We start from the raw sequence: 25,214 nt of genomic DNA, 5'->3' as shown, positions 1-25,214 counted from the left end.
TTCTAAAAGTTGTGAAGTAGACTCAAAATACAAAAGCACTCTTGGCTAGAGTGCTTTTTACTTTCAAATAAGGAGGTTACATATATGGATAGTACCCTCGTATTTAACTTTGGCATTGGTATTGTCATCATTTTATTTGTCTTCTTTGTTCTTTGTATGAGTGGGGTATAGAAAGACGATTTTTGCCGTCTTTTTATACATACATATGTATCATTTGACTTCCGCAAAAGAAGTAACCATAATTGTTACATAAATAAAAAACTATTCACATATCCACAAATAGGAGGAAGAACAATGAAACATGTAATCGTTTATGCACACCCAAATACAGAAAGCTTCAACCATGCGATTTTAGAAACTGTAAAACGTGAGTTAGAAGGAAAAGGTCATGAAGTACGCGTTCGCGATCTATACGAATTAAACTTCAATCCAGTATTAGGCGCTTCCGATTTCATCTCATTTTCTCAAGGAAACACACCAGAAGATATTAAAGAAGAACAAGAGCATATCTCTTGGGCTGATAGCATTACATTTATTTACCCAGTTTGGTGGGCGGGTCTTCCTGCTATTTTAAAAGGATACGTTGACCGTGTATTTAGTCACGGCTTCGCTTATGCTTACGGTGAAAACGGTATTGAAAAGTTATTAAGCGGTAAAAAGGGCTTATTATTATCTACAATGGGAAATTCGAAAGAAGCATACACAGCAGGCGGTATGTTTGACGCAATGAAGAAAACAGCAGATGTTGGTATTTTTGAATTTACAGGCATTGAAACAATTGGGCATACATTCTATACGAGTGTTCCTTCTGTGGATGACAGTGTGCGTAAGCAATATCTTGAAGAGGTAAAAGAAGTAGTAAATCGTGCGTTTTAAATAAAATTATATCAGCGATTTTTTAAATATATCAGCGCAAATCAGATTATATCAGCGATTTTCTAGATATATCGACTTACCGACAAAAATCGACGCGATTCACAACTGATTATTAGCCCACACAAATCGGGTTGCTCGCAAATAACCAGAAAAAAAGGCTGTTCCCAAATTTGGAACAGCCTTTCTTCATTACATCTTCTCAATCCACTCCGTCAAGTTATGCACAACTTGCGTTGGTTGTACTTCATATTCTGTTAACTTCTCCACAGTTGTGACTCCAGTGTGGACAAGAAGCGTATGCATGCCAGCATTTATTCCCGCTAAAATGTCTGTATCGTAGTTATCCCCAACCATTAATGCTTCATTTTTTTCTATGCCCAGCACTTTTAGAGCTTGTTCCATAATGATTGATTCTGGTTTTCCAATAAAGATTGGATCTACGCCTGTTGATACGGCTACAACTGATGTTAATGAACCGTTACCTGGTAATAATCCGCGCTCAGTCGGAATGGCAATGTCTCCATTTGTAGAAATAAACGTTGCGCCGTTACGTACAGCAAGACAAGCTTTTGCTAATTTTTCATATGTGATGTCACGATCTAAACCAACAACAACGAAATCAGGATTTTCATCCACAAGTTCAAATCCTTTTTCTACAAGTGCATCATGTAAGCCTTCTTCACCAATCATATATACAGTTGCGTCTTGTTTACGTTCATAAATGAAGTTCGCTGTCGCCATACTCGTTGTGAATACTTGCTCTGCTTCCGCTGGAATATCGAAACGAACAAGTTTTTCTGCCACTTGTTCTGGTTTACGCGTTGAATTATTCGTAACGAATAAATAAGGAATGCCGCGCTCTCCTAATGCTTTTACGAAGTCGCTCGCTTCTTCAATTTGTTCTTCTCCGCGATACATCGTACCGTCTAAGTCAATTAAGTAACCTTTATACATCATTATGTCTCTCCTTCTATGCTAACGTTCTCACCTATCATACCACTTTTATATTACCCGCTTTTCAAAAAGAAAAAAACGCTTTACCTTAAAGCGCCCCATAACGTTCATTTTTTCTCTTTTACTTGGTAAGAACAACTACAATCGCCCTCACACATGTTTGCTAACGTCTTTACATCTGCTCCTGCAAATAAACGATTATACATCTCTTTTTCATCTTCGCATACTTGCGGGAATCTCTCTGCAATTTCTTTTAACGGACAGTTTTGTTTTTCAATTACGAAAGAGTTCTCTCCATCTCTCTTTATTTGAACCATATAACCATTTTTCTCTTGCATAGCTGCTATCTCTTGCACTTTATATGCTAAATTCTTTTGATTACTCACTCGCTTTTGCAACTGTTCTTCCATTCGCTTCGTTCTCTCTGTTAAAACGTAACGAAGTATTTTTTCATCACCCATTCGAGCTAAATCTTCTAGCATATCAATAGCAAATTGCTTATACTCCTTCGGGAATGTATCTTCTCCCTTTTCACTTAATCCATATAAATAAGTTGGTCTTCCGACATGTTGTCTTACCATCTTAGAATAAATGAAACCATCTTTCTCAAGATTACTTAAATGTCTTCGGATCGCCATTTCTGTAATCTCTAAAACGTCAGCTAGTTCCGCTACTGTGTGCTCTCCCTTAACTTTCAACAATTGTACAATTTCATCTTTCGTCGTACGTGCTTCCCCCATGCTTAACCCTTCTCCCTTTTCCCTTTACTTTCTCACATACAATATAAGATCCCCAAAAGGCAGTCCCGGGGATCTTATAAGCATAATTATTCTGGTACAAATGCAGATACAGGTCCTAATTCCTTCTCTAAATAACTGCGAATATTTGCTGGGTATTTCTCTACCACTGCAATATGTTTTTGAATCGTCTTATATAATTCATCATGATTCATTTGAATATAATCTTGCGTAAGCATTTTTCGAAGAAGGATAATTTCTTTCATTCCTTGTCCCTCTTCTGCACTTATCACTCGCTCGTCCATCAAAATATCGATAATATCTTCATAACTTCCTGGATCGCGCATAATAAATCCATCAATCATCGCATTCCCTACATCTAATACACAATCAATAATTAGATGGGCTATACGTTCTAATGCGTAAAATTCAAACTCGGTTTCATATATCTTTTTCTCTTGAAATGTACTTGTTGCTCGTTCTAAACATACTAGCATTTGTTCTATTTTCTTTCTGTCTACAAAATACATGAATGTCACCTACCTGGAAATTAAAGCATTTACATTTTAATTGTAACGCTTTCTTCTGAAAAAATCGACAATTTTTCGAATTCACCTTTTCTCCGTTATTTGTTATAGTTATATTTGTATGATTTTTGAAATTGGAGGAATGGAATCTTGGAACGTGAACTCGCACTAGAAATTGTCCGTGTAACAGAAGCAGCAGCATTAGCATCCGCACAGTGGATGGGCCGCGGAAAGAAAAACGAAGCAGATGATGCAGCAACTACAGCAATGCGTGATATGTTTGATTCAGTAAACATGGCAGGTACAGTTGTAATTGGTGAAGGAGAACTTGATGAAGCACCGATGTTGTATATTGGTGAAGAACTAGGAACAGGTAACGGTCCAGAAGTAGACATCGCCGTTGATCCATTAGAAGGTACAAACATCGTTGCAAAAGGTCTTGCAAATGCAATGGCAGTTATCGCAATCGCAGATAAAGGAAACCTTCTTCATGCTCCTGATATGTACATGGAAAAAATCGCGGTTGGTCCAAAAGCAGCTGGTAAAATTAGCTTAGATGATCCAATTGAAAAAACAATTGAAATTGTAGCAGAAGCTAACAATAAAAAGATTCGCGATCTAACAGTTATCGTGCAAGAACGTGAACGTCATCAAGATATTATTGACCGTGTTCGTGCAAAAGGTGCACGCGTAAAATTATTTGGTGATGGTGATGTTGGTGCGTCAATCGCAACAGCACTACCTGGAACGGGTATTGATTTATTCGTAGGTATTGGCGGTGCTCCAGAAGGTGTTATTTCTGCAGCAGCATTAAAATGCCTTGAAGGTGAAATGCAAGCTCGCTTAGTTCCAATGAACGAAGAAGAAGAAGCTCGTTGTCGTGAAATGGGATTAGAAGATCCTCGTCAACTTCTTATGTTAGATGACTTAGTATCTGGGGATGATGCAATCTTCTCAGCAACTGGTGTATCTACTGGTGAGTTATTAGACGGTGTTAAATTCCTTGGCGGAGATTTAGCTGAAACATATTCTATCGTTATGCGTTACAAAACAAGAACGGTACGATTCATTAAAACGCATCACCATTTAGATCATAAACCACACTTAAACTTAGATATTTAATAAAGGAGCCATGTGTATGGAAGAACGTTTCTTTCTGTACGACGATACAGTCGCTACAAGAACTCGTTTCGTTAGCTTTATGGGAGAAAATGAGCGTCATGATTTAGCGCTTTTATACTCCGATCGTCATTACGGTAAAACAATTGTCCTTGATATGCAGCGCAATAGATTTGCAATCATCGGTCCTGACGATTTAAACGAACCAGGCTACTTAGAGCATGCATTTTCTATGACTGAAGAAATTGCAGAAGAATTACGCTCATTTTTATTTGAACTTATATAATTTATCGTAGACACCAGCTGTTTTAGCTGGTGTTTTTTCACTGTAAGTATTTTGAATTTTCAAACCCTTATGTTATAATTAAGAATAAATCTATTTGGATAGAAAGGACGTTATCTACGTATGCCGACATTTGCTTTGTAATGGACCAGCAATTGGATAGCATTACTCCCAAAAAAGCACCGTGCTTTTTCAAGGGAGTAGTCTGCCCATTCCCATTACAAGGAACGTAACGCATCTGTAGTATGATGTTTACGGAGGTTCCTCTTTGGGGAACCTCCTTTTATTTTTGTCTATTTCTCATGTCTTCATACTACAAGATATCCAAATAGCTGTATTACGTTCCTTTACCACTACTATAAGAGGTGAAGGAAAATGCAGAAAGTACAACTTTCTTGGAGTTTATATGAAAATGAACAAGGTACAATTGAAAAGTATTGTAAAAATTGCAGACGCACTACCCTATTTACTGACACGAATATTCGTAGACATAATGCCAACGGAAAAAATATATATCGTTTTGCTATTTATAAATGTCCGAAAGATCATACGTGGAACCAAAAACTTCGTATTTATAAATCATTTACTGATCATGTGGAAACAGTCGACATGAATAAGCAAGGTCAAACAGAAACAACTACTACCATTTCCATTACACATCATAAAGAAAGTGGCGTAGCTGAAATTACAATCGTATTAGATATCGTTTTCGGTTCCCACCGAATCGATAAAGCTTTATCCACATATATTTCCGACTGGAGCCGTACACTCATTGTGGATAAAATTAAAAATGGGGATATTCAATTGAACGGACAACAAATGAAACCAAATGCAATACTTTCTGAAGGCGATTCTATTTCAATTTGTTTGTGAGCAAGTATAAAAAAATCCTCTTACAATCGTAAGAGGATTTTTTTATTTCTTCACTTTTCGTAATACGAAGTGTGCACAACCGAAGTTACAGTACTCGTATAAATACTCCGTTAACGTACTAATTTTCGTATCATATGTCGAACGTTGATTACTATCATCAAAGAAACCGCGCAATCTAAGTTGCTCATAACCCCAGTCCCCAACGATATAATCATATTTATTTAAAATTTCTGCATAACGCTCTTTAAATGCTTCTTCACTAAAACCGTCACGAAAGTTTTTAATTACTTCGTACTGCACATTATTAATGCTCACCGTAGCATGCATCTCTTGCTCTTGCTTTTGCTCCATCATTAACTTCCTCTCTAAGCATTCTTCTTTTTATCGTATCACAAAGCATACCAACCAACAATTTCAAATACAAAAAATTGAAAATTAGTGCATGCTATGGAGAAGGAGGTGATACATCGTGAAAAAACAAATTATACTCTCTCTCCTCACTCTTTCCTTATTCGCAGGCTGTCAATCATCTAATAAAGCCGAAATGGAACGTGAAGAAGGAAGTCGTGTTCTTGTTTCCAATAAAAACGACATGTATCATACGGAAAATACAAATACAAGATTAACGAGAGTCGGTTATTCATCTAAACAAAAACATGAAGTATCTAACAAACAAGTAGGAGCCATTAACCGTGAGAAAGTCGCTGAAATGATTACAAGCATGACAGTCAAACTTCCTGACGTTACAAACGCTGCTACGCTCGTTACCGATGATGAAGTATTTGTTGTATACCGTGCAAACACAACGGATCCAAAACTCGTAGCAGATCAAGTATATAAAGCTGCTTTGTCCATCGTCCCTCGCTATTATAAAGCATATGTATCAACAGACCAAAAGTTGATTTCTCAAATTCAAGGCCTTCAATCAGGTAGCTTAAATGATACAGAATATACACAGAGCCTCGACATGCTAAAGCGAGAAATGAGCAAAAATCCTCATTTGAACAATACGGGGGATCAGACTTCGAATGATATGATTAAAAAATAAAGAAGGTGGAGAAAACCTCCACCTTCTTTACTATTTCTTACGATCCGCATAAACCTCCATCGCATCACACATAAACTGTGCTAAACCTTCACCAAACTTATCGATATTTTTCGTGAAGCGCTCATCAGCGACGTACATTTGACCGAGTCCTTTAAAAGCATCTAATGAATATTCTCCAAAGTTTTGCAAGTAATCGTACCATACTCCAATTGCTTCTTGTGCCTCTTTAGAATCTGGTGCGCCGTGTCTAAGCGCCGCCAAATTTCTATAAATAGTATTAAACTCTTCTTGATTGTCTTTTGACATACCTTTCGCGTATTCATTCGCTTTATCTACAGCTGCGTCTCCCCATCGTTCACGCGCTTCTTCTTCGTACGGATTATGGCTGAAATCGAAGCCTTCAAATTTCTCTTTATGCGTCATTTCAATCTCTCCTTTTGTATGCTGAATTGTTTTATCAATTGTCGCAATCACCTTATCTAATCTGGCACGTTTTTCAAGAAGCATTTTCTTATGAAGCTGCAGTGCTTCTTCATGGTCAAATGATGGACTCATGATAATTTCTTTAATTTTCTTTAAAGGGAAGCCTAGTTCTTTAAAAAATAAAATTTGCTGCAATGTCTCTAAATTTTCATTGGAATACAGACGATATCCAGACTCTGTCGTCTCGTCTGGGGTTAATAACCCAATTTCATCGTAATGATGAAGTGTGCGCACACTAATTCCAACTAAATTAGCTACTTCTTTTACCTTCATTGTCATGTGTATCTCCCCCTTAATACATACGATAAAGTATGACGCAACGTTAGAGTCAATAAGTAAATTCATTTTTTGTTAAAAGTTTCATCTCTCCCATATTTCATGCATAATAGATATGTACATATATTAGAAAGCGGTGAAAGTATGGTTTCAAATACTGTAATTGCCAGCATCATATTTCAACTCGTTGTTTCGGTTCTGGTCCCAATTATTGTACTCGTTTATTTCCGTAAAAAATATAATATTAATTGGAAAGTGGTCGGCGTTGGTGTTCTTATCTTTATTGGATTTACCCAAATTCTCGAAACACCGTTCCACCTATTTATGCGTGGTAATCCAGCAATCGCTCCATTTTTAGAAAATCCGTTTGTCTTTGCAATTTATGGCGGACTAACTGCTGGTATTTTTGAAGAATTAGGACGCTTCGTTGCCTTCTTCTTCCTACTAAAAAAATATCTAGAATATAAAGATGGCTTCGCTTATGGAATTGGTCATGGCGGGATTGAATCCATTTTAGTTGGCGGATTCTCCGCATTGCAGACACTTATATTCGCTAATGCTATTAACAATGGTAGCTTCGCTCAAATGGCAGAAAAACTACCACAATTAAATCTTGTAAAGGATATGTTAATAGAACAACCTGCTTATTTATACTTCCTTGGCAGCTTGGAAAGAATTATGGCTCTTGTATTGCAAATTGCCTTTACAATGCTTGTCTTATACGCAGTAAAACAGAAGAAATATATCTTCCTTGTTTACGCTATATTATTCCACGCATTTGTAGACTTTTTCGCGGCACTTTATCAAACAAAAACAATTAACATCTTTGTTGCAGAAGGAATTACCCTTCTCTTCACAATTGGTGCTGTCATTCTTATTCGTAAAATGAAAGAGAAATTAATGAGTTTACCGGCGTAAAAACAACCCACCAGTTGGTGGGTTGTTTTTTATATGGATTATCATAATGACGATAGCTTTTTCCCGCTTGCAACTCCCTCTTTGTTTCTGCATCTATAACAATGTACTTACGAAATTCGTCTACTTCATTTTGAGAAAAGGAAGCGAAAAAATAAACTTGGCGATCAGGGTGAATAAAAGAATCTTGAAACACCACACTACTCCGACAACCCGCGGCTGTTTTTTGTAGGAAAGAAAATTCTTCATCAGGCACTTCTTTAAATAAAATCTTTTTTCGAACGCTATATGCTGCATTGTTGTATTCTTTATAGATTTTCTTATCTAACTGTTCGTAAAACACATCCTCACTCACAAACGATTTATTTCGATCGCTTGGATAATTTAATTTTTGATTGGCTTCTGCATATGTTGTGGACAAGTGTATAAAAAAACAAAGACCGAATATAATACATATCATTTTTTTCATCATTACACCTCAAATGTTCATTTATCCACATTACTTTTCCACATATTTAAATCAATATGCCGTTTCCAATAAAAAGGAATTTTTCCCACATTTGTCGAAGTATATAGCGTCAACTTGAAAGATGGGGATGAATTATGAAGAAATTGATTGTAATACGACATTGTTCAGCAACTGGACAAGAACGTGATGCCGAATTAACGATTGCAGGAAAAAATCAAGCAAACACTCTTGCTACATTCCTCTTAGAAAACCAATCACAAATAGATCATATTATTTCAAGCCCATTTGTGCGAGCTATCGATTCAATTCGGCCCTATGCGCTTCAAGCTAACTTGTCTATCCAAGAAGATGAACGATTAGCTGAACGCATATTAAGCGACGTTCCAATGGATGATTGGTTGCAAAAACTAGAATCTACTTTTACAAATATAGATATTGCCTTTTCAGGCGGAGAGTCAACAAAACAAGCGACGGATCGTGCTATATCACTTATCCAAGACGTTTTAAAGTTAAACCATACTACAACACTACTTGTTACACACGGCAACTTACTGACGCTCATTTTAAAGCACTTTGATCATACGATCGGCTTTATTGAATGGAGAGCTTTAACGAATCCTGATATTTACGAAATTACACTCGATAAACAATGTATCCTAAAACGATTATGGGAAGCACCGTCCAAGTAATATCTCTTTCCAACACATTCAGTTGACGCCACGAGAAGAAACTGTACTAACAATAGAAAGGGGTATCACTCCATATGTACGAAGATGTACTTGCTTTACTACATAAAACAAATGCTTCTTACGAAAAGTTTGAACACGAACCAGTACTCGATTATGAAACAGATCGTATCGTACGTGAAAGGCTTGGCTTACACGGCACTCCAAGTAAAAGCTTATTTTTAAAATCAAAGTCTGGAGATTATTACGTATTTTTTACGTTAGAGGGTACAAGGCTCAACCGAGGAGAGATGAAAGAAATAACAGGAGAAAGCTTATCTCTCTGTTCTCCTGATGAGCTAAGAGAAGAAACAGGCTGTACTCCAGGATGTGTAGCTCCTTTCGGTTATTCACAAAATGTAACGATTATTGTGGATAGTGCTATTTATGCTTACGATAAAATTTTAATTACACCTGGTGTACCTGAATTTACAATTGAATTATCCACAGAGGAATTAAAGAAAATCTTATTAACATGCCCAAATACTGTTTTAGAATATAAACAAAAAGAGAGCTAATGATTAGCTCTCTTTTTTCATTATTTTGCTTCTGCTGTTTTTTCTTTTGCAGAACGAACCTGCTCGTCCGCATGGTAAGAAGAACGCACAAGTGGGCCAGCTTCACAGTGGCTAAAGCCTTTGCTAAGTGCAATTTCTTTAAGCTCTGCAAATTCTGCTGGTGGATAATATTTAAGAACTGGTAAATGCTTCTTAGATGGTTGTAGGTATTGTCCAAGAGTTAAAATATCCACATTGTTTGCACGTAAGTCATCCATTGCTTCAATTAAGTCTTCTCTCGTTTCACCTAAGCCCACCATAATGCTCGATTTAGTTGGAATATCAGGCTGCATTTCTTTCGCTCGACGTAAAAACTCTAATGAACGGTCATATTTTGCTCTAGCGCGAACTCGGTTAGATAATCGACGTACTGTTTCAATGTTATGGTTTAAAATATCTGGTTTTGCATCCATTAACATTTTTAAGTTTTCTTCTACCCCACCCATATCAGATGGTAATACTTCAATTGACGTAAATGGATTTTTGCGACGAACAGCGCGTACTGTTTCAGCAAAAACAGCTGCTCCCCCGTCCTTTAAATCATCACGTGCAACCGCTGTTATAACAACGTGCTTTAAGCCCATTTGTACTACAGAATCTGCTACGCGTTCTGGCTCTTGTAAATCAAGCTCAGTTGGTAATCCTGTTTTAACCGCACAAAAACGACAAGCACGTGTACAAACCGCACCTAAGATCATAAATGTTGCTGTTTTCCTTACAGCCCAGCATTCATGAATATTCGGACATTTCGCTTCTTCACAAACTGTATGAAGATTCTTAGAACGCATCATTTTCTTTAAGCCTGTATAGTTTTCATTCGTGTTTAACTTAATTTTCAACCATTCGGGCTTGCGCTTATATTCTGTTTGTTTTGTCATGGTTATCAACTCCGCACAATATGAAATAGTTTACCGTGTTCGCTTCTTTCAATGTAACATATCTATTCTAACGTATGAAAGCGATTTGCTCAAATGAAGATTCTAAGATTTTTTCCAATCGTTCCCTATAATGAAATACTCCGTATATCCCACACTAAAAAGAGTGATGTTGTGAAAGGAGTCTATTTCATGCTTCGAAAAATTTCTCTTTTGCTTTCGATTTGCTTTCTTCTCCACCAAAACATCGCTTACGGTGAAGATAATCAGCAAAGCATATACGAAAAGCGCATGGCACTATATAAAGAAACCGAGCAATCTTCACGCATTCCGTGGTATTACTTAGCTGCAATGGATCAATACGAAAGAAATATACGGAGCGTAAGAAAAGATATTCCGAAAAAACCAGATGCCATCATTTCCCTTTATTTCAAATCAGAAATATGGGCTGGACCCGTTAATGGTAACGACACTCTCCCCCATACAATTTCTCTATTTGGCGGATTGGGTTTAGATGGTGACAAAGATGGATTTGCAAACGCAAATAACGACCGTGATCTTCTGCATACAGCAGCGACAATTTTAAAGAAACAAGGAACGTCCGAAGACCGTGTTCACATTATGCTTTGGGAATATTATAGACGTGCGAAAACAGTTGAATTAATTACCGAATACGCCCAAATTTATAAACATTACGGACGTATTAATTTAGAAGGAAATGCTTTTCCTCTTCCGATTCGTAGTGATCATAGCTACCGTAGTACTTTCGGTGCTGGAAGAAGTTTTGGGGGAAGGAGAGTTCATGAAGGAACCGATATTTTTGCAGGCTATGGTGTACCAGTAAGATCTACTTGCTATGGCATTATTGAAACAAAAGGCTGGAACCGTCTTGGCGGATGGCGCATCGGTATTCGCGACCTTCATAATAATTACCATTATTACGCTCATTTAGGCGGATTCTCAAAAGAAATACAGCTTGGACAAATTGTCGAACCAGGAAAAGTAATCGGATTTGTCGGTAGCACCGGTTACGGCCCTCCCGGCACAGCTGGAAAATTCCCGCCCCACCTACATTTCGGTATGTATAAAGACAATGGTTATACAGAATGGGCTTTCGATCCATACATGCATTTAAGTCTTTGGGAGCGAAAAGAACGCACGAATACAAAACGATAACCGTAGCATATTGCTACGGTTATTTTTTTAATTCGGCTAACTATCCGTTTTCTTTTTATCAGGTACAACAACACTCCCACTTCCATAATAAGTAGGCACTTCCCCTTGAACAATACGCGTTGCAATCGGAACATCTTGTTTTACCTTTATTTCTTTCGTATGAAATGGAATAATCACTTGCAACGTGACTTCCATCTCCATAATAATTTGAATCGCTGTCGTATTGATCCCGTGCGGTTCAATTTTTTGTTTAATATCCGTATTCACATGACCAATCGTCGTAAAATCAATTGGAATATCGGGTCCTATATTTCCAAGAAGCGCATTATCCGTTACACGACCAAAAGGAACTGCCATCGTTGCTCCATTTTTTTCAGAAATACCTAGCCCCTTCAAATCACCTTGTTCTACTTGCTGTAAATATTTTTCTATGTATGTGGTCGTTGACGTTACGATTTCATTTACTTGCTTTGTATTTAAATTAATTGTGGATACTTTCCCGTTTTTATCATTTTGTACTTTCATTAATGAATCGACATCAAACCCTTCATTAATTCTATCTTTTACCGCCTTCGTCATAACCGCTGTCGCCATTTTATGCGTCTCTACTTCCCCATATTTAAGTAATGTCGGCTGAATGCTTTTATTCACAATCCATAATCCTTGCACGAGTAATATGACAAAAAGAATAAACGACATAAGCAGTATGTGCCGAAAGGAAATTGGTCCCCTTCGAAACCGCGAATTTTTCGAACGAAATATACTCATAAAAAAAACCTCCTTCTTATATCATTTCTATGCAAGAAGGAGGGACGATATATGCTTATCTCATTTTTAATAATGCTTCTTTTCCGATTGTGCCTGCCGTAATACCTAATGCTTCGGCCTCAATCGTTACTGATTCTAGCGGCGCTTCAAGAAGTTGTTCAATCGTTCTTACACCAACCGCACGGCCAGCAATAATTCCTCGATCACCTAACTTCTCATTTAAAAGACCTACATCTAATGCACCGCACATAATATATCCTTTATCGCTCATTACAGCTAGCAAATTTGTCTTTGGAAGTTTGACGCTAACCGCAATAAACGTATAATTATCGATTATAATTGGCTCCACATTAACCATAGTCCACACTCCTCTCTTTCTTATCTGTATGACAAGAGAAAAATGAGTGTTACAAGTTAACTAGCCTATAGTTTGACGGAAGATGTATGAGTTATCAACACGTCTGTTAACACATCTCTGAGTAACTCTGGCATATAATATTGTTTGTCAGAAAGTGTGGATAGCTCTGGGTATAAGTATCCGAATGTAAACATATCAATCGTTCCTACCGTATATATACGATCTAATTCCAGCGATTCCCCATTAATCAATACATCTTCCAGTAAAATTTTATTCCCAGGAATCATATCTGGAATGACTTCGACACCAGCGTAAATCATTTTCCCCATCACTTTTCCACGAAATCCGAATCCTTTTACCTCAAGGTTCTCCATATTCGGGCGACGTGCTTTCAAAATAACTTCTCTTAACGTTTTCCCCGGCACTTTTAATAAACATGGATTAATTGGATGTGGACAAATTCTGTGAATATCTCCGCGCGTCACAACACCTTCATTTAATCCCTCTAATAGCACACCAGCGTTCACCATTCCAATTTCTGCACCGCACCACGTTTTCAGCGCACTTGCTAACATGTGCGAAAATGATGTCTCCTGAAACCAATTGACCGGTAATGCTTCCTTTAAATGAACGACAGGCTCGGCCATAATCTGTTTACTTTCTTCCTGTAGCACTTCAATTGTGGATAACGGTTTGCTATAAGCACCTAAACGTTCTGTCTTAATCGCTCTACCGTCCTTTTTCAACAGCTTCTTCGTCTCTTTATCCACAGTAAGCTGAACGTGCCCAACGTAACGTCCCCACTTTTCACAACAACAAAGTAAAGTATTATTCATAAGAATGCCACGCTCAAATAAATGGTGCGTATGTGCACCTAAAATAACATCTATATCATAATGCTCTGCCATATACTCATCCATGCTTTTTCCAAGATGAGAAAGGACAACCGTAATATGAGCCTCATCTCGCACTTCTTCTAAAATAGACTCTAAATGGATAAGTGGATCTTCAATATGCCAATCGAGCATATGATAAAACTCTGGATAAGCTACCGTTAACCCGATAAAGGCAATCGTAATCCCATCTGTCGTTGTATGTAATTTATAAGGCTTTGCCCACGCTGGACGTACCCCTTCTTTTTCAAATAAATTCGCAACGAGCACCTCAAATCCAGCATCATCATATAGACGATTCAAATGCTCCTTCGCTAACGTAATTCCTTCATTATTTCCGATCGTTACATAATCATATAACGCCTCATTCAAAAGCTTCGTATTGCCAAGTCCATTCGTCGCTTCCGAAATACTATGAAAACGATCCACATGATCGCCGATATCAACCGTCAAGACGGTCTCTCCCGCTTCCTGTCTTCGCTTTTTCTCCCCTTGTACAAACCGAGAAATTTGCGGCCAATTTTCAAAATGACTATGTATATCGTTTGTATGATAAAGATGGATGATTGTTTCTTTATTTATATTCAGAGAAAAAACCTCCTCTCAGTTCCTTACTGCCATTTACGCTATGCGCACGCAATAATCCTGTAAATACTTTTCGTCTTTTCTTGCTATTTTACATTGTACTCGCATTATAAGAAAAAGCAAAAGATTGTCCTTTTTGATAAGAAAACTTTTTCTAGTGTGTGGAAGAGTTTTAGATGATTGAACGGGGATTTGTTGGGGTTCCGGGGATTTGTCAAAAAGTTTAACAGAGAGTTCGGTAGGTGGGATTCAATTGGATTTTTCAATAGATTGTCAGTGGATTTGTCAGTATCTTTGCCTTACTTCCAGTCGGTCTCTTTTCCTACAACATGTTGTGGGGTATATACGGAATTTCTTTTGTCTTACTTTGTCGATAAGTCGATATCCCTTGTCGAATCGTCGATATATTGCAATAATCGCCGATATATTACGAGTTGTGGTCGATATATTTGAATAATCGCTGATATATTTTAATAGATACTAGACGGGGTATTACCCTACATATATACCTTGTAATACGACATATGTCGTGTTACAATCTCATCATAAGGTGGTGAACCATAAAATGGATAAAGAGATATTAAAAGGAAGTATTGATATTTTACTGCTCTCCATCATTAAACAGCACGATACGTACGGATATGAAATTATTCAAAAGCTAAAAGAAAACAGCAATGATCTATACACGATGAGCCAAGGTACACTCTATCCAGCACTTAAGCGCTTGGAACAAAAGGATTTAATCAATTCCTACTGGGGTGAATCTGAAACTGGTATGAAACGAAAATTTTATCACATTACTACGAGCGGCAAGAAAATTTTAGAAGAAAAATTAACAGCGTGGGATTCAGTTACAGCTCTTATTAAAACTTGTCAGAAAGGAGCTTTAAATTAATGACGATTGAAAAATACATAAAGAGTATCGTTCAAAAAACAAACTTATCCCAATCTGATAAAGACGAACTATACTTCGAAATTTATGATCATCTTACAAGTTTAAAACAAGAATTTCTCCATCAAGGAAAATCTGAAGAAGAAGCTACTACATTAGCCATTCAAAATTTTGGAGAAGCCTCTACTTTAGGAACTGAAATTGAAAAAGCGATGCAATCTTCTACGCAAAAATATGTACAGTGGATTGGCTGGGGATTATTTTTACCGTATTCATTTGTTTTATTATTTAAACTATTGCTAGGGAGGTCATCCGTTTACTTTTATGATTTGAAGTATTTATTTGAAACGGGAGACTGGTGCTTTATACATGGTGGATTAATAAACTTAATTCCTTTTAAAAGTACAATCAGCTATCTAAGTGGATTCGATCCTACTCATTTACTAGATCCTTATAATATAGAAATCATACTTATGAATACATTAGGGAACGTCATCATATTTATCCCATTCGGATTCCTTCTGCCGTTATTATTTAAACAAATAAACAATGTAAAAATGACATCAAAAATTTTCATTAAGTTTATTTTATTAATTGAATCATTACAACTCCTTACTTTTACTGGTGTTTTCGATATTGATGACATTATATTGAATATGTTAGGTGCTTTAATTGGGTATGGTTCTTTCATTGGGATGAAACATATTTGGGAGCGTATTAAATCTGTGGATAAGGTGGATACGATATAGGTTCGGGGTATACAGCCTGTTCTTCCTGTCGTAATTTGTTGATAAGTCGATATATTTAGTTAAACACCGACTGGATAGCCCAGCCTGCCCTGAACTGAACTGACCTAAACTGAACCCAATCAAGCACAACATAAAAAAGCGCCCTGCATAGCAGGGCGCTTTCTTCATACATATATTATCCAATAGAACCTTCCATCTCAAACTTGATCAGGCGGTTCATTTCAACTGCGTATTCCATTGGAAGTTCGCGAGTGAATGGCTCGATGAAGCCCATTACGATCATTTCTGTAGCTTCTTGCTCAGAAATACCGCGGCTCATTAGGTAGAATAATTGTTCTTCTGATACTTTCGATACTTTCGCTTCGTGTTCAAGTGAAACATAATCGTTTTTGATTTCGTTGTAAGGAATTGTATCAGATGTAGATTGGTTATCCATGATTAACGTGTCACACTCGATGTTAGAGCGAGAGTTTTTCGCTTTTGGTCCGAATTGTACGATACCACGGTAAGTTACTTTACCACCATGCTTCGCAATCGATTTAGAAACGATTGTTGAAGACGTGTTTGGTGCTAAGTGAATCATTTTCGCACCAGCATCTTGGTGTTGGCCTTTACCAGCAATCGCGATAGATAATGTTAAACCACGAGCGCCTTCGCCTTTTAAGATAACTGCTGGGTATTTCATCGTTAATTTAGATCCGATGTTACCGTCAATCCATTCCATCGTTGCATTTTCTTCACAAACCGCACGTTTTGTAACTAGGTTGTATACGTTGTTCGCCCAGTTTTGGATTGTTGTATAACGGCAATATGCATCTTTCTTAATGATGATTTCTACTACCGCACTGTGAAGTGAGTTAGTCGTGTAAACAGGTGCTGTACAACCTTCTACGTAGTGTACGTGTGCGCCTTCGTCTACGATGATAAGCGTACGCTCGAATTGTCCCATATTTTCAGAGTTAATACGGAAGTACGCTTGAAGTGGTGTATCCACTTTAATACCTTTTGGAACGTAGATGAATGATCCACCAGACCAAACTGCAGAGTTTAATGCAGAGAATTTGTTGTCTGTTGGTGGGATTACTTTTCCGAAATGCTCACGGAAAATATCTTCGTTCTCTTTTAATGCGCTATCTGTATCTTTGAAGACGATTCCTAGAGCTTCTAGGTCTTCTTTCATGTTGTGGTATACAACTTCAGATTCGTACTGTGCAGATACACCAGCTAAATATTTTTGCTCAGCTTCAGGAATACCTAATTTATCAAATGTCGCTTTAATTTCCTCAGGTACTTCATCCCAAGACTTCTCAGATTTCTCAGATGGTTTTACGTAGTACGTAATTTCATCGAAATCTAAGTCGTTTAAGTCGCCGCCCCATTGTGGCATTGGCATTTCATAGAACTTATCCAGTGATTTTAAACGGAAGTCTAACATCCACTGTGGTTCTTCTTTCATACGTGAAATCTCTTCAACGATTTCTTTTGTTAAACCGCGTCCAGCACGGAAAATCGAAACGTCTTTGTCTTTGAAACCATATTTATAATCGCCGATATCTGGCAGTTGCTTCGCCATGTTGGTGTGTCCCTCCTTAGATAACCTCGTTTTTAGGAACCTTTAACATTACTTATCTTCGTTTAAGCCCTTTTCTAACGCTTTCCACGCTAATGTTGCACATTTAATACGTGCAGGGAACTTGCATACGCCTTGTAATGCTTCAATATCTCCTAAATCAATGCTGTCATCGTACTCTTTTCCTAGCATCATGTCAGAGAAAATTTTAGAAAGCTGAAGTGCCTCTTCAATTTTCTTACCTTTTACTGCTTGTGTCATCATCGAAGCTGAAGACATTGAGATAGAACACCCTTCTCCTTCAAACTTCGCCTCTTGTACAATACCTTCTTCTACTTTCATCGTAAGTTGAATACGATCGCCGCAAGTTGGATTGTTCAAGTTAACAGTAACACTATCTTCTAACACGCCATTGTTACGAGGATTCTTATAATGATCCATAATAACTTGACGGTATAACGTATCTAAATTATTAAATGACATTTGTGAAATACTCCTTTGTCTTGATTAGTGATTCAACAAATGTATCAATTTCTTCTTTTGTATTATATAAATAGAAGCTCGCACGTGCTGTAGAAGAAGCTTTCAGCCACTTCATAAGCGGTTGTGCACAGTGGTGTCCTGCGCGAACCGCAATGCCTTCTACATCTAATACAGTTGCTACATCATGAGGATGTACGTCTTCAATATTAAATGTAACAAGACCAGCGCGATGCTTTGGACCATAAATTGTAACGCCATCTACTTCTGATAGTCTTTCTAAAGCATATTGCGCTAATTCATGTTCATGCTTTTCAATATTATGAAGACCGATTTCTTCTAGGAAATCAATTGCCGCACCAAGTCCGATTGCATTACCGATAATCGGTGTACCTGCTTCAAACTTCCACGGAAGCTCTTTCCAAGTAGATTCTTGTAAATCTACGAAATCAATCATTTCACCGCCAAATTCAATTGGCTCCATATTGTTCAGCAATTCTTTTTTACCATATAATACGCCGATACCTGTAGGTCCGCACATCTTATGAGCAGATAATGCGTAGAAATCACAGTTTAAATCTTGTACATCCACTTTCATATGAGGTGCACTTTGTGCTCCATCAACGATCATGATTGCACCGTTTTCATGTGCGATTGCTCCGATTTCTTTTACAGGGTTAATCGTTCCAAGTACGTTTGATACTTGCATAATAGAAACGATTTTTGTATTCGGTGTAACTGTTTGACGAACATCTTCTAAAGAAATTGTACCGTCTGGTTGAAGCGGAAGGTATTTTAAAGTTGCACCAGTTTTCTTCGCAACTTGTTGCCACGGAATGATGTTACTATGGTGTTCCATGTAAGAAATAACGATTTCATCGCCTTCTTTTACATTTTCAAGACCATAGCTAGCCGCTACTGTATTTAATGCAGTTGTCGTTCCGCGCGTGAAAATAATCTCTTCCATTGATTTCGCGTTAATAAACTTGCGAACTTTCTCGCGTGCACCTTCATACGCGTCGGTAGCTTTCGTACCGAGCGTATGAACACCGCGATGCACGTTAGAATTATATTCTTTATAGTAACGTTCTAACGTTTCAATGACTTGAATTGGTTTTTGAGAAGTTGCTGCACTATCGAAATATACAAGTTGTTTGCCGTTCACTTTTTGATCAAGAATTGGAAACTGTTTGCGTATTTCATGAATATTCATTAGCGAACTTTCCTTTCAATTACCTCAACAAGCTGTGCTTTTACTCCTTCAATTGGAAGCTCATTTACTACAGGTGCTAAGAATCCATGGATGACTAAACGTTCTGCTTCGCGTTTTGGAATACCACGGCTCATCAAGTAGTATAATTGGTACGGATCTACGCGGCCTACTGAAGCTGCGTGACCTGCCATTACATCATCTTCGTCGATTAAAAGAATTGGGTTTGCATCACCGCGAGCCTTTTCATCTAACATAAGAACGCGAGAAGATTGTTGTGCATTTGATTTAGATGCACCGTGTTCAATCTTACCAATTCCGTTAAAGATAGATGTTGCACTATCTTTTTGTACACCGTGTTTTAAAATCCAACCTTCAGAGTGTTTACCGAAGTGAACAACTTTAGTTGTAAAGTTTTGTGTTTGGTTACCACGACCAATTGTTACTGTTTTTGTATCAGCATATGATCCGTCGCCCATTAAATTCGTAACGTTCTCTGAAATTGTGTTTCCGTCATTCATAAGGCCTAGAGCCCAATCAATGCGGCCGTCGCGTCCAACAACACCGCGGCGGTTAACGTAAGTTGTTACGTCTTTTGCTAATAGATCAACCGCACCAAATTTCACTTGTGCGCCTTGTTCCACGATTACTTCTGCTACGATATTTGCAATACCTTTAGCATTTTCATTTGCAACGTAGTTTTCTACATAAGTTGCAGTACTGTTCGCATCAGCTACGAATAATACGTGGTTATATACGTTAGCTTCTTCGCCGTCTACTAAGAATACAGCTTGAAGTGGAGTTTCAAGAACAACGTTTTTCGGAACATATACAAATGCACCGCCGTTGATTAATGCAGCATGAAGTGCAGTTAAACGATGCTCGTCTACCTTCACGCCGTCTTTCATTAAATACTTTTGTAATAGTTCAGCATGCTCTGTTGCAGCTGTTACGATGTCTGTAAAAATAACACCTTTTTCTTTTGCTTCGTCTGCTAAAGAAACGAATGCAGTTGTACCAGTACGTTGTACTAATACGCTGTTATTTTCATCGATTAAGTTTTTCACTGCTTCTGGAAGCTCTGTTAAAGAACTTACAGGCTCTTGCTTAGCAGCGTCGCCTTTTCCGATAAAGTCCCATTTTTCAATTTTCGTTTTATCAGGCGTTGGCATTGGAAGTTCAGTTGCTTGTGCAAGAGCTTGTAAGCGGAACTCAGTCAACCAAGCAGCTTCGTTTACTTCGCTTGCGCGCTGACGGATTGTTTCTTGATCGAAAGGTAATGTACCGATTGTCATGTTTATGCTCCTCTCTTACGCTTCTTGCTCTGCTGTTTCGTCTTCAATACCTAATTCTTTTTTAATCCAGTCGTAACCTTCAGCTTCTAGACGTTGTGCAAGCTCAGGGCCACCAGATTTAACGATACGACCGTTCATCATAACGTGAACGAAGTCTGGAGTGATGTAGTTTAATAAACGTTGGTAATGCGTAATCATTAGGCAACCGAACTCTTCGCCGCGCATTTGGTTAATACCTTTAGATACAACTTTTAATGCATCGATATCAAGACCTGAGTCGATTTCATCTAAGATTGCGATTTTTGGCTCAATCATCATTAATTGAAGAATTTCGTTACGTTTTTTCTCTCCACCAGAGAAACCTTCGTTTAAGTAACGTTGTGCCATTTCTGGATCCATTTCTAGGAATTCCATGTTTTTATCTAAAGTACGGATAAATTTCATAAGAGAAATTTCATCGCCTTCTTCACGACGTGCGTTAATTGCAGAACGTAAGAAGTCAGCGTTTGTTACTCCGCTAATTTCACTTGGATATTGCATTGCTAGAAATAGACCTGCTTGTGCGCGCTCATCTACTTCCATTTCTAATACATCTTCACCGTCGATGATGATGCTACCTTCTGTTACTTCATATTTTGGGTGACCCATAATTGCAGAAGATAAAGTTGATTTACCTGTTCCGTTAGGTCCCATAATTGCGTGGATTTCTCCACCTTTTACTTCAAGGTTTACACCTTTTAAAATTTCTTTGCCGTCAATTGATACGTGTAAGTCTTTAACCGTTAATGTAGAACCAGCCATCTCAATACCTCCATTAATCCTATATATACATTTTAAAAATTCCTAAAACGTTCATATTCTCATTTTATTCTCATTCTAATTTTATATCAAATAAAATGATATCGCAAACGACGAAAAAAAGTAACAATTTTTTCACAAATGTATATAAGTATTTCCCTTGCATCTTTATATGATACACCTTTCTTCTTATTTATATAAAGAAAAAAGGACTGGTAATTTTCCAGTCCTTTCCTTGTGTTTATTCACTTACCGGAAGTACAGCACCTTTATATTCTTTATTAATAAAGTCTTGAATTTCTTTTGAATGCAATACTTCTACTAATTCTTTAATTTCTTTTTTCTTCTCGTCACCTTTACGAACTGCAATAATATTTGCATACGGAGAGTCTGATCCTTCAATCGCAATTGCATCCTTTGTTGGATTTAACTTCGCATCAATTGCATAGTTTGAATTAATAAATAAAGCATCACCTTCATTATTTTCATATAACTTCGGTGAAAGTCCAGGTTCTACATCTGTTTTAAACTTTAAGTTTTTCGGGTTTTCTACAACATCTTTTACTGTTGCTTTAACAACATCTACACCGTCTTTTAATTTAATAACGCCACCTTTTTGTAACAATGCGAGCATACGGCCACGCTCCGCTACGTTATTACTCATAATAACTGTTCCGCCATCTGGCAATTCTTTTAAACTTTTATACTTCTTAGAATAAATGCCCATTGGCTCTAAATGGATTTTTCCTGCGTTTACAATTTTATATCCCTTTTCTTGAATTTCTTTATCTAAGTAAGGAATGTGTTGGAAGTAGTTCGCATCAATTTCCTTATCCGCTAACGCTTTATTCGGCAAAACATAATCCTGGAACTTTTTAATCTCTAATTTAATGCCCTTTTTCTCTAGTATCGGCTGTGCCTTTTCTAAAATAACAGCATGCGGCACGTTAGAAGCTCCCACAACAAGCTTATTCTCTTCTTTCCCTCCGCAAGCAGCTAATGTAAATACAGACAGCGCTGTAACAACTGACAATAGAATCTTTTTCATCTGATGTCCCCTTCTCCCCTATAGTTATGTAGTTATAAAAAAGGCTGGCATACACCAGCTCTTTTCAGCAATTATTCTTTTACAGGAACAACCGCTCCTTTATATTCTTTATTAATAAAGTCTTCGATTTCTTTAGAATGCAATACTTCTACAAGCTCTTTAATCCCTTTTTTATCTTTATCACCTTTACGAACCACTAATACGTTTGCGTATGGAGAATCATCACCTTCAATTGCAATTGCATCTTTTTCTGGATTTAATTTCGCATCAATTGCATAGTTCGAGTTAATTAAAACAGCGTCGCCTTCTTTATTGTTATACACTTGTGGTAACAAGCCAGGCTCGATATCCGTTTTGAACTTTAAGTTTTTCGGATTATCTGCAATATCTTTTGGAGTTGCACTAACTGGATCTACTCCGTCTTTAATTTTTAAAATTCCTTCTTTTTGTAAAATTGCTAAACCACGTCCATGGTCAGTAACGGAATTACTCATAATAATTGTCGCCCCGTCTGGAAGTTCTTTTAAGCTCTTATATTTTTGAGAATATACACCAATTGGTTCCAAATGAATTTTCCCTGCTATTTCAAAATCATATTTTTTATCTTTCATTTCTTTTTCTAAATACGGAATGTGCTGGAAGTAGTTTGCATCTAAATCCTTATCCGCTAACGATTTATTTGGTAACACGTAATCTTGGAACTTTTTCACTTCTAATTCAATTCCTTTTTTCTCAAGTAACGGTTTTGCCTTTTCTAAAATTTCAGCGTGCGGCACGTTAGAAGCTCCCACAACTAGTTTCTTTTCATCTTTATCTTTCCCGCCACAAGCAGCTAACCCAAAAATAGAAGTTGAAATAAGTGCTGTAAGTAATAATTTTTTCATTTGAAACATCCTCCTGTTTTTATTATCGTTTATCTATTCGAGTCGTTACACTATCACCAATCCACTGAATGAAAAATACCACTAGTAATACACAAATTGTCGCAACGATTGTTACATCGTTATTTCCTCGCTGGAATCCTTCTAAATAAGCAAGTGTTCCAAGGCCACCAGCACCAACAACCCCCGCCATTGCTGTATAGCCTACTAAAGCGATTGTTGTAACCGTAATACCAGATACTAATGCTGGTAACGATTCTGGAATTAATACTTTCAAAATAATAGTGCTTGTTTTTGCTCCCATTGCTTTTGAAGCTTCAATTACACCTTTATCAATTTCGCGAAGTGCAATTTCAACCATTCTCGCGTAAAACGGTGCCGCTCCAATAATTAAAGCTGGCAGTGCTGCACTCGCTCCAAGAATTGTTCCAAGCAGAATCTTTGTGAATGGGATTAATAAAATGATTAAAATGATGAACGGTATCGAGCGGAAAATGTTTACGAACGCTCCAATCGCCGTGTTAACCGATTTGTTTTCCCATAAATTATCTTTCGCTGTCATAAAGAGTAACAATCCTAAAATTAGTCCTAAAACAAATGTAGCAAGAGCTGCGATTGCCGTCATATATAACGTTTCACCAGTTGCTTCTAACATTTGATTCCAATCAATATTTGTGAGTAACTTATCCATGTGCAATCACCTCCAGCTCTACTTGATCTTGATGTATTCCCTCTATTGCTTGCTGAATCGCTGTTTCCTCACCATTTAAATGAACAACTAAACTACCGTAAGAGCCGTTATTTGTTTGGGCGATGTTTCCTTGCAAAATGCTAACTTCTATATCACTGCGTTGCATTAATCTTTGAAGTACTGGTCTTTCTACAGCTTCACCGATAAACTGCAAACGAACTACTTTACCATCTGGATACTTTTCAATTAAACTTTCAATCGTTTCATTTGTATCTTCAGAATCCGTTAACTGCTGTACAAATCGCTTTGTGATGTCTTTCTGCGGATTGCGGAATACATCAAGTACTGGACCCGTTTCTACAATCTTCCCTTTCTCCATTACCGCCACTCGATTACAAATCTTTCGAATCACGTGCATCTCGTGTGTAATGAGTACAATTGTTAAACCAAGACGCTTATTAATATCTAATAATAAATCTAAAATTTGATCTGTCGTTTCTGGATCAAGAGCTGATGTCGCTTCATCACATAAAAGCACTTGTGGATTGTTAGCTAATGCTCTTGCAATACCAACGCGTTGCTTTTGTCCTCCGCTCAGCTGAGATGGATACGCGTCCCCTCTTCCTTCTAATCCAACAAGATGAATTAACTCATCCACTCGTTTTCTTCTCTTCGCCTTATCAACACCTGCAATTTCAAGTGGGAACTCGATATTTTCGCGTACAGTTCGTGACCAAAGTAAGTTGAAGTGCTGAAAAATCATTCCGATTTCTTGCCTTGCCTTACGGAGTTCACTCCCTGTAATTGCTGAAATCACACGATTTGCAATTGTAATTTGGCCAGAAGTTGGTTTCTCTAACTGATTGAATAATCTGATTAAAGAACTTTTCCCAGCGCCACTATATCCGATCACACCAAATATTTCACCTTTGTCTATTTTTAAATTGGCATTATCTACAGCAGTGACATCACCGCTTTTTGCTTTATATATTTTCTTTACATTTTCTAACAAGATCATGATGTTCACCCCTTTTTTTGTTTAAAAAGCGTAAGCGGCTCGTTTAGAACCAGAGGACGCCCGAATCCCTGACGTAGAGGTGCTT

General features: G+C 37.5%; 29 protein-coding genes and 1 pseudogene. 11 read left to right on the top strand and 19 right to left on the bottom strand.

Annotated features, from left to right (window positions below):
* Positions 1 to 294 precede the first annotated feature (294 nt).
* Entirely contained in the window at positions 295 to 876 is a 582-nt protein-coding gene (locus QCI46_RS02510; protein WP_353839519.1) for an NAD(P)H-dependent oxidoreductase, read from the top strand.
* A gap of 189 nt (positions 877 to 1,065) precedes the next feature.
* Here QCI46_RS02510 and QCI46_RS02505 read toward each other — a convergent pair whose 3' ends face one another.
* The 3 genes from QCI46_RS02505 to QCI46_RS02495 form a co-directional block, all read right to left on the bottom strand.
* Positions 1,066 to 1,830, bottom strand: coding sequence for a TIGR01457 family HAD-type hydrolase (locus tag QCI46_RS02505; RefSeq protein WP_033662784.1), 765 nt, complete (start codon positions 1,828 to 1,830; stop codon positions 1,066 to 1,068).
* 107 nt (positions 1,831 to 1,937) lie between these two features.
* Positions 1,938 to 2,570, bottom strand: coding sequence for a helix-turn-helix transcriptional regulator (locus QCI46_RS02500; RefSeq protein WP_000503338.1), 633 nt, complete (start codon positions 2,568 to 2,570; stop codon positions 1,938 to 1,940).
* A gap of 86 nt (positions 2,571 to 2,656) precedes the next feature.
* Positions 2,657 to 3,097 carry a DUF86 domain-containing protein gene (locus tag QCI46_RS02495; RefSeq protein ID WP_000274003.1) on the bottom strand — a complete coding sequence of 147 codons (441 nt, stop codon included), beginning with the start codon at positions 3,095 to 3,097 and terminating at the stop codon, positions 2,657 to 2,659.
* A gap of 147 nt (positions 3,098 to 3,244) precedes the next feature.
* Here QCI46_RS02495 and glpX point away from each other — a divergent pair, with 147 nt between their 5' ends.
* From glpX to QCI46_RS02480, 3 genes are all read left to right on the top strand, one after another.
* Complete coding sequence (gene glpX, locus QCI46_RS02490) at positions 3,245 to 4,216, top strand: class II fructose-bisphosphatase (RefSeq protein WP_353839518.1); 972 nt, start codon at positions 3,245 to 3,247, stop codon at positions 4,214 to 4,216.
* 16 nt (positions 4,217 to 4,232) lie between these two features.
* Positions 4,233 to 4,499 carry a DUF3055 domain-containing protein gene (locus QCI46_RS02485; RefSeq protein ID WP_000392616.1) on the top strand — a complete coding sequence of 89 codons (267 nt, stop codon included), beginning with the start codon at positions 4,233 to 4,235 and terminating at the stop codon, positions 4,497 to 4,499.
* Between the two features lie 372 nt (positions 4,500 to 4,871).
* The gene (locus QCI46_RS02480) at positions 4,872 to 5,369 is read left to right on the top strand and encodes a cytoplasmic protein (RefSeq protein WP_353839517.1); all 498 of its coding nucleotides are present in this window, start codon (positions 4,872 to 4,874) and stop codon (positions 5,367 to 5,369) included.
* Positions 5,370 to 5,411: 42 nt separating this feature from the next.
* Here the strand turns inward: QCI46_RS02480 and QCI46_RS02475 are convergent, their stop codons facing one another.
* Positions 5,412 to 5,723: a YutD family protein gene (locus QCI46_RS02475; protein ID WP_002008894.1), complete on the bottom strand. Its 312-nt coding sequence runs from the start codon at positions 5,721 to 5,723 to the stop codon at positions 5,412 to 5,414.
* A gap of 115 nt (positions 5,724 to 5,838) precedes the next feature.
* Here QCI46_RS02475 and QCI46_RS02470 point away from each other — a divergent pair, with 115 nt between their 5' ends.
* Positions 5,839 to 6,417 (top strand): YhcN/YlaJ family sporulation lipoprotein, encoded by a 579-nt coding sequence (locus tag QCI46_RS02470; protein ID WP_327959241.1) that lies wholly within the window; start codon positions 5,839 to 5,841, stop codon positions 6,415 to 6,417.
* Positions 6,418 to 6,447: 30 nt separating this feature from the next.
* Here the strand turns inward: QCI46_RS02470 and QCI46_RS02465 are convergent, their stop codons facing one another.
* A complete protein-coding gene (locus QCI46_RS02465; RefSeq protein ID WP_353839516.1) occupies positions 6,448 to 7,179 on the bottom strand; it encodes a MerR family transcriptional regulator in 732 nt (243 codons plus the stop codon).
* 99 nt (positions 7,180 to 7,278) lie between these two features.
* Between QCI46_RS02465 and QCI46_RS02460 the strand changes: the two genes are divergently transcribed.
* Positions 7,279 to 8,094 (top strand): YhfC family intramembrane metalloprotease, encoded by an 816-nt coding sequence (locus tag QCI46_RS02460; RefSeq protein ID WP_353841824.1) that lies wholly within the window; start codon positions 7,279 to 7,281, stop codon positions 8,092 to 8,094.
* Between the two features lie 25 nt (positions 8,095 to 8,119).
* Here QCI46_RS02460 and QCI46_RS02455 read toward each other — a convergent pair.
* A pseudogene (locus QCI46_RS02455) lies at positions 8,120 to 8,560 on the bottom strand (hypothetical protein); the annotation flags it as partial.
* A gap of 134 nt (positions 8,561 to 8,694) precedes the next feature.
* Between QCI46_RS02455 and QCI46_RS02450 the strand changes: the two are divergent.
* Entirely contained in the window at positions 8,695 to 9,249 is a 555-nt protein-coding gene (locus QCI46_RS02450; RefSeq protein ID WP_088080791.1) for a histidine phosphatase family protein, read from the top strand.
* Positions 9,250 to 9,323: 74 nt separating this feature from the next.
* Positions 9,324 to 9,803 (top strand): YbaK/EbsC family protein, encoded by a 480-nt coding sequence (locus QCI46_RS02445; RefSeq protein ID WP_048542306.1) that lies wholly within the window; start codon positions 9,324 to 9,326, stop codon positions 9,801 to 9,803.
* 20 nt (positions 9,804 to 9,823) lie between these two features.
* Here the strand turns inward: QCI46_RS02445 and lipA are convergent, their stop codons facing one another.
* Positions 9,824 to 10,720, bottom strand: coding sequence for a lipoyl synthase (lipA, locus tag QCI46_RS02440; protein ID WP_000166375.1), 897 nt, complete (start codon positions 10,718 to 10,720; stop codon positions 9,824 to 9,826).
* Positions 10,721 to 10,909: 189 nt separating this feature from the next.
* On the opposite strand from lipA, the gene QCI46_RS02435 reads away from it, so the two are divergent.
* On the top strand, positions 10,910 to 11,893 hold the full coding sequence (locus QCI46_RS02435) for a M23 family metallopeptidase (protein WP_353839515.1): 984 nt from the start codon (positions 10,910 to 10,912) through the stop codon (positions 11,891 to 11,893).
* A 36-nt stretch (positions 11,894 to 11,929) separates the two neighbouring features.
* Here the strand turns inward: QCI46_RS02435 and yunB are convergent, their stop codons facing one another.
* The 3 genes from yunB to QCI46_RS02420 form a co-directional block, all read right to left on the bottom strand.
* Positions 11,930 to 12,661, bottom strand: a complete 732-nt coding sequence (gene yunB, locus QCI46_RS02430; RefSeq protein WP_046954393.1) for a sporulation protein YunB — start codon at positions 12,659 to 12,661, stop codon at positions 11,930 to 11,932.
* A gap of 55 nt (positions 12,662 to 12,716) precedes the next feature.
* Positions 12,717 to 13,019 carry a YunC family protein gene (locus tag QCI46_RS02425; RefSeq protein WP_000248463.1) on the bottom strand — a complete coding sequence of 101 codons (303 nt, stop codon included), beginning with the start codon at positions 13,017 to 13,019 and terminating at the stop codon, positions 12,717 to 12,719.
* A 65-nt stretch (positions 13,020 to 13,084) separates the two neighbouring features.
* Positions 13,085 to 14,476: a bifunctional metallophosphatase/5'-nucleotidase gene (locus QCI46_RS02420; protein ID WP_353841823.1), complete on the bottom strand. Its 1,392-nt coding sequence runs from the start codon at positions 14,474 to 14,476 to the stop codon at positions 13,085 to 13,087.
* Between the two features lie 586 nt (positions 14,477 to 15,062).
* Here QCI46_RS02420 and QCI46_RS02415 point away from each other — a divergent pair.
* On the top strand, positions 15,063 to 15,392 hold the full coding sequence (locus QCI46_RS02415) for a PadR family transcriptional regulator (RefSeq protein ID WP_060488128.1): 330 nt from the start codon (positions 15,063 to 15,065) through the stop codon (positions 15,390 to 15,392).
* Positions 15,392 to 16,138 (top strand): VanZ family protein, encoded by a 747-nt coding sequence (locus tag QCI46_RS02410; RefSeq protein ID WP_353839514.1) that lies wholly within the window; start codon positions 15,392 to 15,394, stop codon positions 16,136 to 16,138. Before QCI46_RS02415 ends, QCI46_RS02410 begins: the two co-directional genes overlap by 1 nt.
* Before the next feature lie 175 nt (positions 16,139 to 16,313).
* Here the strand turns inward: QCI46_RS02410 and sufB are convergent, their stop codons facing one another.
* From sufB to QCI46_RS02365, 9 genes are all read right to left on the bottom strand, one after another.
* A complete protein-coding gene (gene sufB, locus QCI46_RS02405; protein ID WP_001118829.1) occupies positions 16,314 to 17,711 on the bottom strand; it encodes a Fe-S cluster assembly protein SufB in 1,398 nt (465 codons plus the stop codon).
* Between the two features lie 48 nt (positions 17,712 to 17,759).
* Positions 17,760 to 18,191: a Fe-S cluster assembly sulfur transfer protein SufU gene (gene sufU / locus QCI46_RS02400; RefSeq protein ID WP_000009525.1), complete on the bottom strand. Its 432-nt coding sequence runs from the start codon at positions 18,189 to 18,191 to the stop codon at positions 17,760 to 17,762.
* Positions 18,181 to 19,401 (bottom strand): cysteine desulfurase SufS, encoded by a 1,221-nt coding sequence (sufS, locus tag QCI46_RS02395; protein ID WP_001020765.1) that lies wholly within the window; start codon positions 19,399 to 19,401, stop codon positions 18,181 to 18,183. The genes sufU and sufS overlap by 11 nt, the downstream gene beginning before the upstream one ends.
* A complete protein-coding gene (gene sufD, locus QCI46_RS02390) occupies positions 19,401 to 20,693 on the bottom strand; it encodes a Fe-S cluster assembly protein SufD (RefSeq protein WP_000152177.1) in 1,293 nt (430 codons plus the stop codon). The genes sufS and sufD overlap by 1 nt, the downstream gene beginning before the upstream one ends.
* A gap of 15 nt (positions 20,694 to 20,708) precedes the next feature.
* Positions 20,709 to 21,494 (bottom strand): Fe-S cluster assembly ATPase SufC, encoded by a 786-nt coding sequence (gene sufC / locus QCI46_RS02385; protein WP_000929162.1) that lies wholly within the window; start codon positions 21,492 to 21,494, stop codon positions 20,709 to 20,711.
* 238 nt (positions 21,495 to 21,732) lie between these two features.
* Positions 21,733 to 22,539, bottom strand: coding sequence for a methionine ABC transporter substrate-binding lipoprotein MetQ (gene metQ, locus QCI46_RS02380; protein ID WP_000722406.1), 807 nt, complete (start codon positions 22,537 to 22,539; stop codon positions 21,733 to 21,735).
* 71 nt (positions 22,540 to 22,610) lie between these two features.
* Entirely contained in the window at positions 22,611 to 23,423 is an 813-nt protein-coding gene (metQ, locus tag QCI46_RS02375; protein ID WP_000735093.1) for a methionine ABC transporter substrate-binding lipoprotein MetQ, read from the bottom strand.
* Positions 23,424 to 23,445: 22 nt separating this feature from the next.
* Complete coding sequence (locus QCI46_RS02370) at positions 23,446 to 24,111, bottom strand: methionine ABC transporter permease (protein ID WP_000359548.1); 666 nt, start codon at positions 24,109 to 24,111, stop codon at positions 23,446 to 23,448.
* On the bottom strand, positions 24,104 to 25,129 hold the full coding sequence (locus QCI46_RS02365; RefSeq protein ID WP_000601756.1) for a methionine ABC transporter ATP-binding protein: 1,026 nt from the start codon (positions 25,127 to 25,129) through the stop codon (positions 24,104 to 24,106). Before QCI46_RS02365 ends, QCI46_RS02370 begins: the two co-directional genes overlap by 8 nt.
* Positions 25,130 to 25,214: the final 85 nt, after the last annotated feature.

The sequence above is a fragment of the Bacillus cereus group sp. RP32 genome, assembly GCF_040459735.1.
Taxonomy (GTDB): Bacteria; Bacillota; Bacilli; order Bacillales; family Bacillaceae_G; genus Bacillus_A; species Bacillus_A wiedmannii.
Note: the sequence above shows the minus strand (reverse complement) of the source record. Positions and strands in the feature narration are given on the sequence as shown.

Excerpts from the sequence above, each read along its gene's own strand:
- QCI46_RS02510 (WP_353839519.1), top strand. The coding sequence starts at position 295 with ATGAAACATGTAATCGTTTATGCACACCCAAATACAGAAAGCTTCAAC.
- QCI46_RS02505 (WP_033662784.1), bottom strand. The coding sequence starts at position 1,830 with ATGTATAAAGGTTACTTAATTGACTTAGACGGTACGATGTATCGCGGA.
- QCI46_RS02500 (WP_000503338.1), bottom strand. The coding sequence starts at position 2,570 with ATGGGGGAAGCACGTACGACGAAAGATGAAATTGTACAATTGTTGAAA.
- QCI46_RS02495 (WP_000274003.1), bottom strand. The coding sequence starts at position 3,097 with ATGTATTTTGTAGACAGAAAGAAAATAGAACAAATGCTAGTATGTTTA.
- QCI46_RS02485 (WP_000392616.1), top strand. The coding sequence starts at position 4,233 with ATGGAAGAACGTTTCTTTCTGTACGACGATACAGTCGCTACAAGAACT.
- QCI46_RS02480 (WP_353839517.1), top strand. The coding sequence starts at position 4,872 with ATGCAGAAAGTACAACTTTCTTGGAGTTTATATGAAAATGAACAAGGT.
- QCI46_RS02475 (WP_002008894.1), bottom strand. The coding sequence starts at position 5,723 with ATGATGGAGCAAAAGCAAGAGCAAGAGATGCATGCTACGGTGAGCATT.
- QCI46_RS02465 (WP_353839516.1), bottom strand. The coding sequence starts at position 7,179 with ATGACAATGAAGGTAAAAGAAGTAGCTAATTTAGTTGGAATTAGTGTG.
- QCI46_RS02460 (WP_353841824.1), top strand. The coding sequence starts at position 7,279 with ATGCATAATAGATATGTACATATATTAGAAAGCGGTGAAAGTATGGTT.
- QCI46_RS02450 (WP_088080791.1), top strand. The coding sequence starts at position 8,695 with ATGAAGAAATTGATTGTAATACGACATTGTTCAGCAACTGGACAAGAA.
- QCI46_RS02445 (WP_048542306.1), top strand. The coding sequence starts at position 9,324 with ATGTACGAAGATGTACTTGCTTTACTACATAAAACAAATGCTTCTTAC.
- lipA (WP_000166375.1), bottom strand. The coding sequence starts at position 10,720 with ATGACAAAACAAACAGAATATAAGCGCAAGCCCGAATGGTTGAAAATT.
- QCI46_RS02435 (WP_353839515.1), top strand. The coding sequence starts at position 10,910 with ATGCTTCGAAAAATTTCTCTTTTGCTTTCGATTTGCTTTCTTCTCCAC.
- yunB (WP_046954393.1), bottom strand. The coding sequence starts at position 12,661 with ATGAGTATATTTCGTTCGAAAAATTCGCGGTTTCGAAGGGGACCAATT.
- QCI46_RS02425 (WP_000248463.1), bottom strand. The coding sequence starts at position 13,019 with ATGGTTAATGTGGAGCCAATTATAATCGATAATTATACGTTTATTGCG.
- QCI46_RS02415 (WP_060488128.1), top strand. The coding sequence starts at position 15,063 with ATGGATAAAGAGATATTAAAAGGAAGTATTGATATTTTACTGCTCTCC.
- QCI46_RS02410 (WP_353839514.1), top strand. The coding sequence starts at position 15,392 with ATGACGATTGAAAAATACATAAAGAGTATCGTTCAAAAAACAAACTTA.
- sufB (WP_001118829.1), bottom strand. The coding sequence starts at position 17,711 with ATGGCGAAGCAACTGCCAGATATCGGCGATTATAAATATGGTTTCAAA.
- sufU (WP_000009525.1), bottom strand. The coding sequence starts at position 18,191 with ATGTCATTTAATAATTTAGATACGTTATACCGTCAAGTTATTATGGAT.
- sufS (WP_001020765.1), bottom strand. The coding sequence starts at position 19,401 with ATGAATATTCATGAAATACGCAAACAGTTTCCAATTCTTGATCAAAAA.
- sufD (WP_000152177.1), bottom strand. The coding sequence starts at position 20,693 with ATGACAATCGGTACATTACCTTTCGATCAAGAAACAATCCGTCAGCGC.
- sufC (WP_000929162.1), bottom strand. The coding sequence starts at position 21,494 with ATGGCTGGTTCTACATTAACGGTTAAAGACTTACACGTATCAATTGAC.
- metQ (WP_000722406.1), bottom strand. The coding sequence starts at position 22,539 with ATGAAAAAGATTCTATTGTCAGTTGTTACAGCGCTGTCTGTATTTACA.
- metQ (WP_000735093.1), bottom strand. The coding sequence starts at position 23,423 with ATGAAAAAATTATTACTTACAGCACTTATTTCAACTTCTATTTTTGGG.
- QCI46_RS02370 (WP_000359548.1), bottom strand. The coding sequence starts at position 24,111 with ATGGATAAGTTACTCACAAATATTGATTGGAATCAAATGTTAGAAGCA.
- QCI46_RS02365 (WP_000601756.1), bottom strand. The coding sequence starts at position 25,129 with ATGATCTTGTTAGAAAATGTAAAGAAAATATATAAAGCAAAAAGCGGT.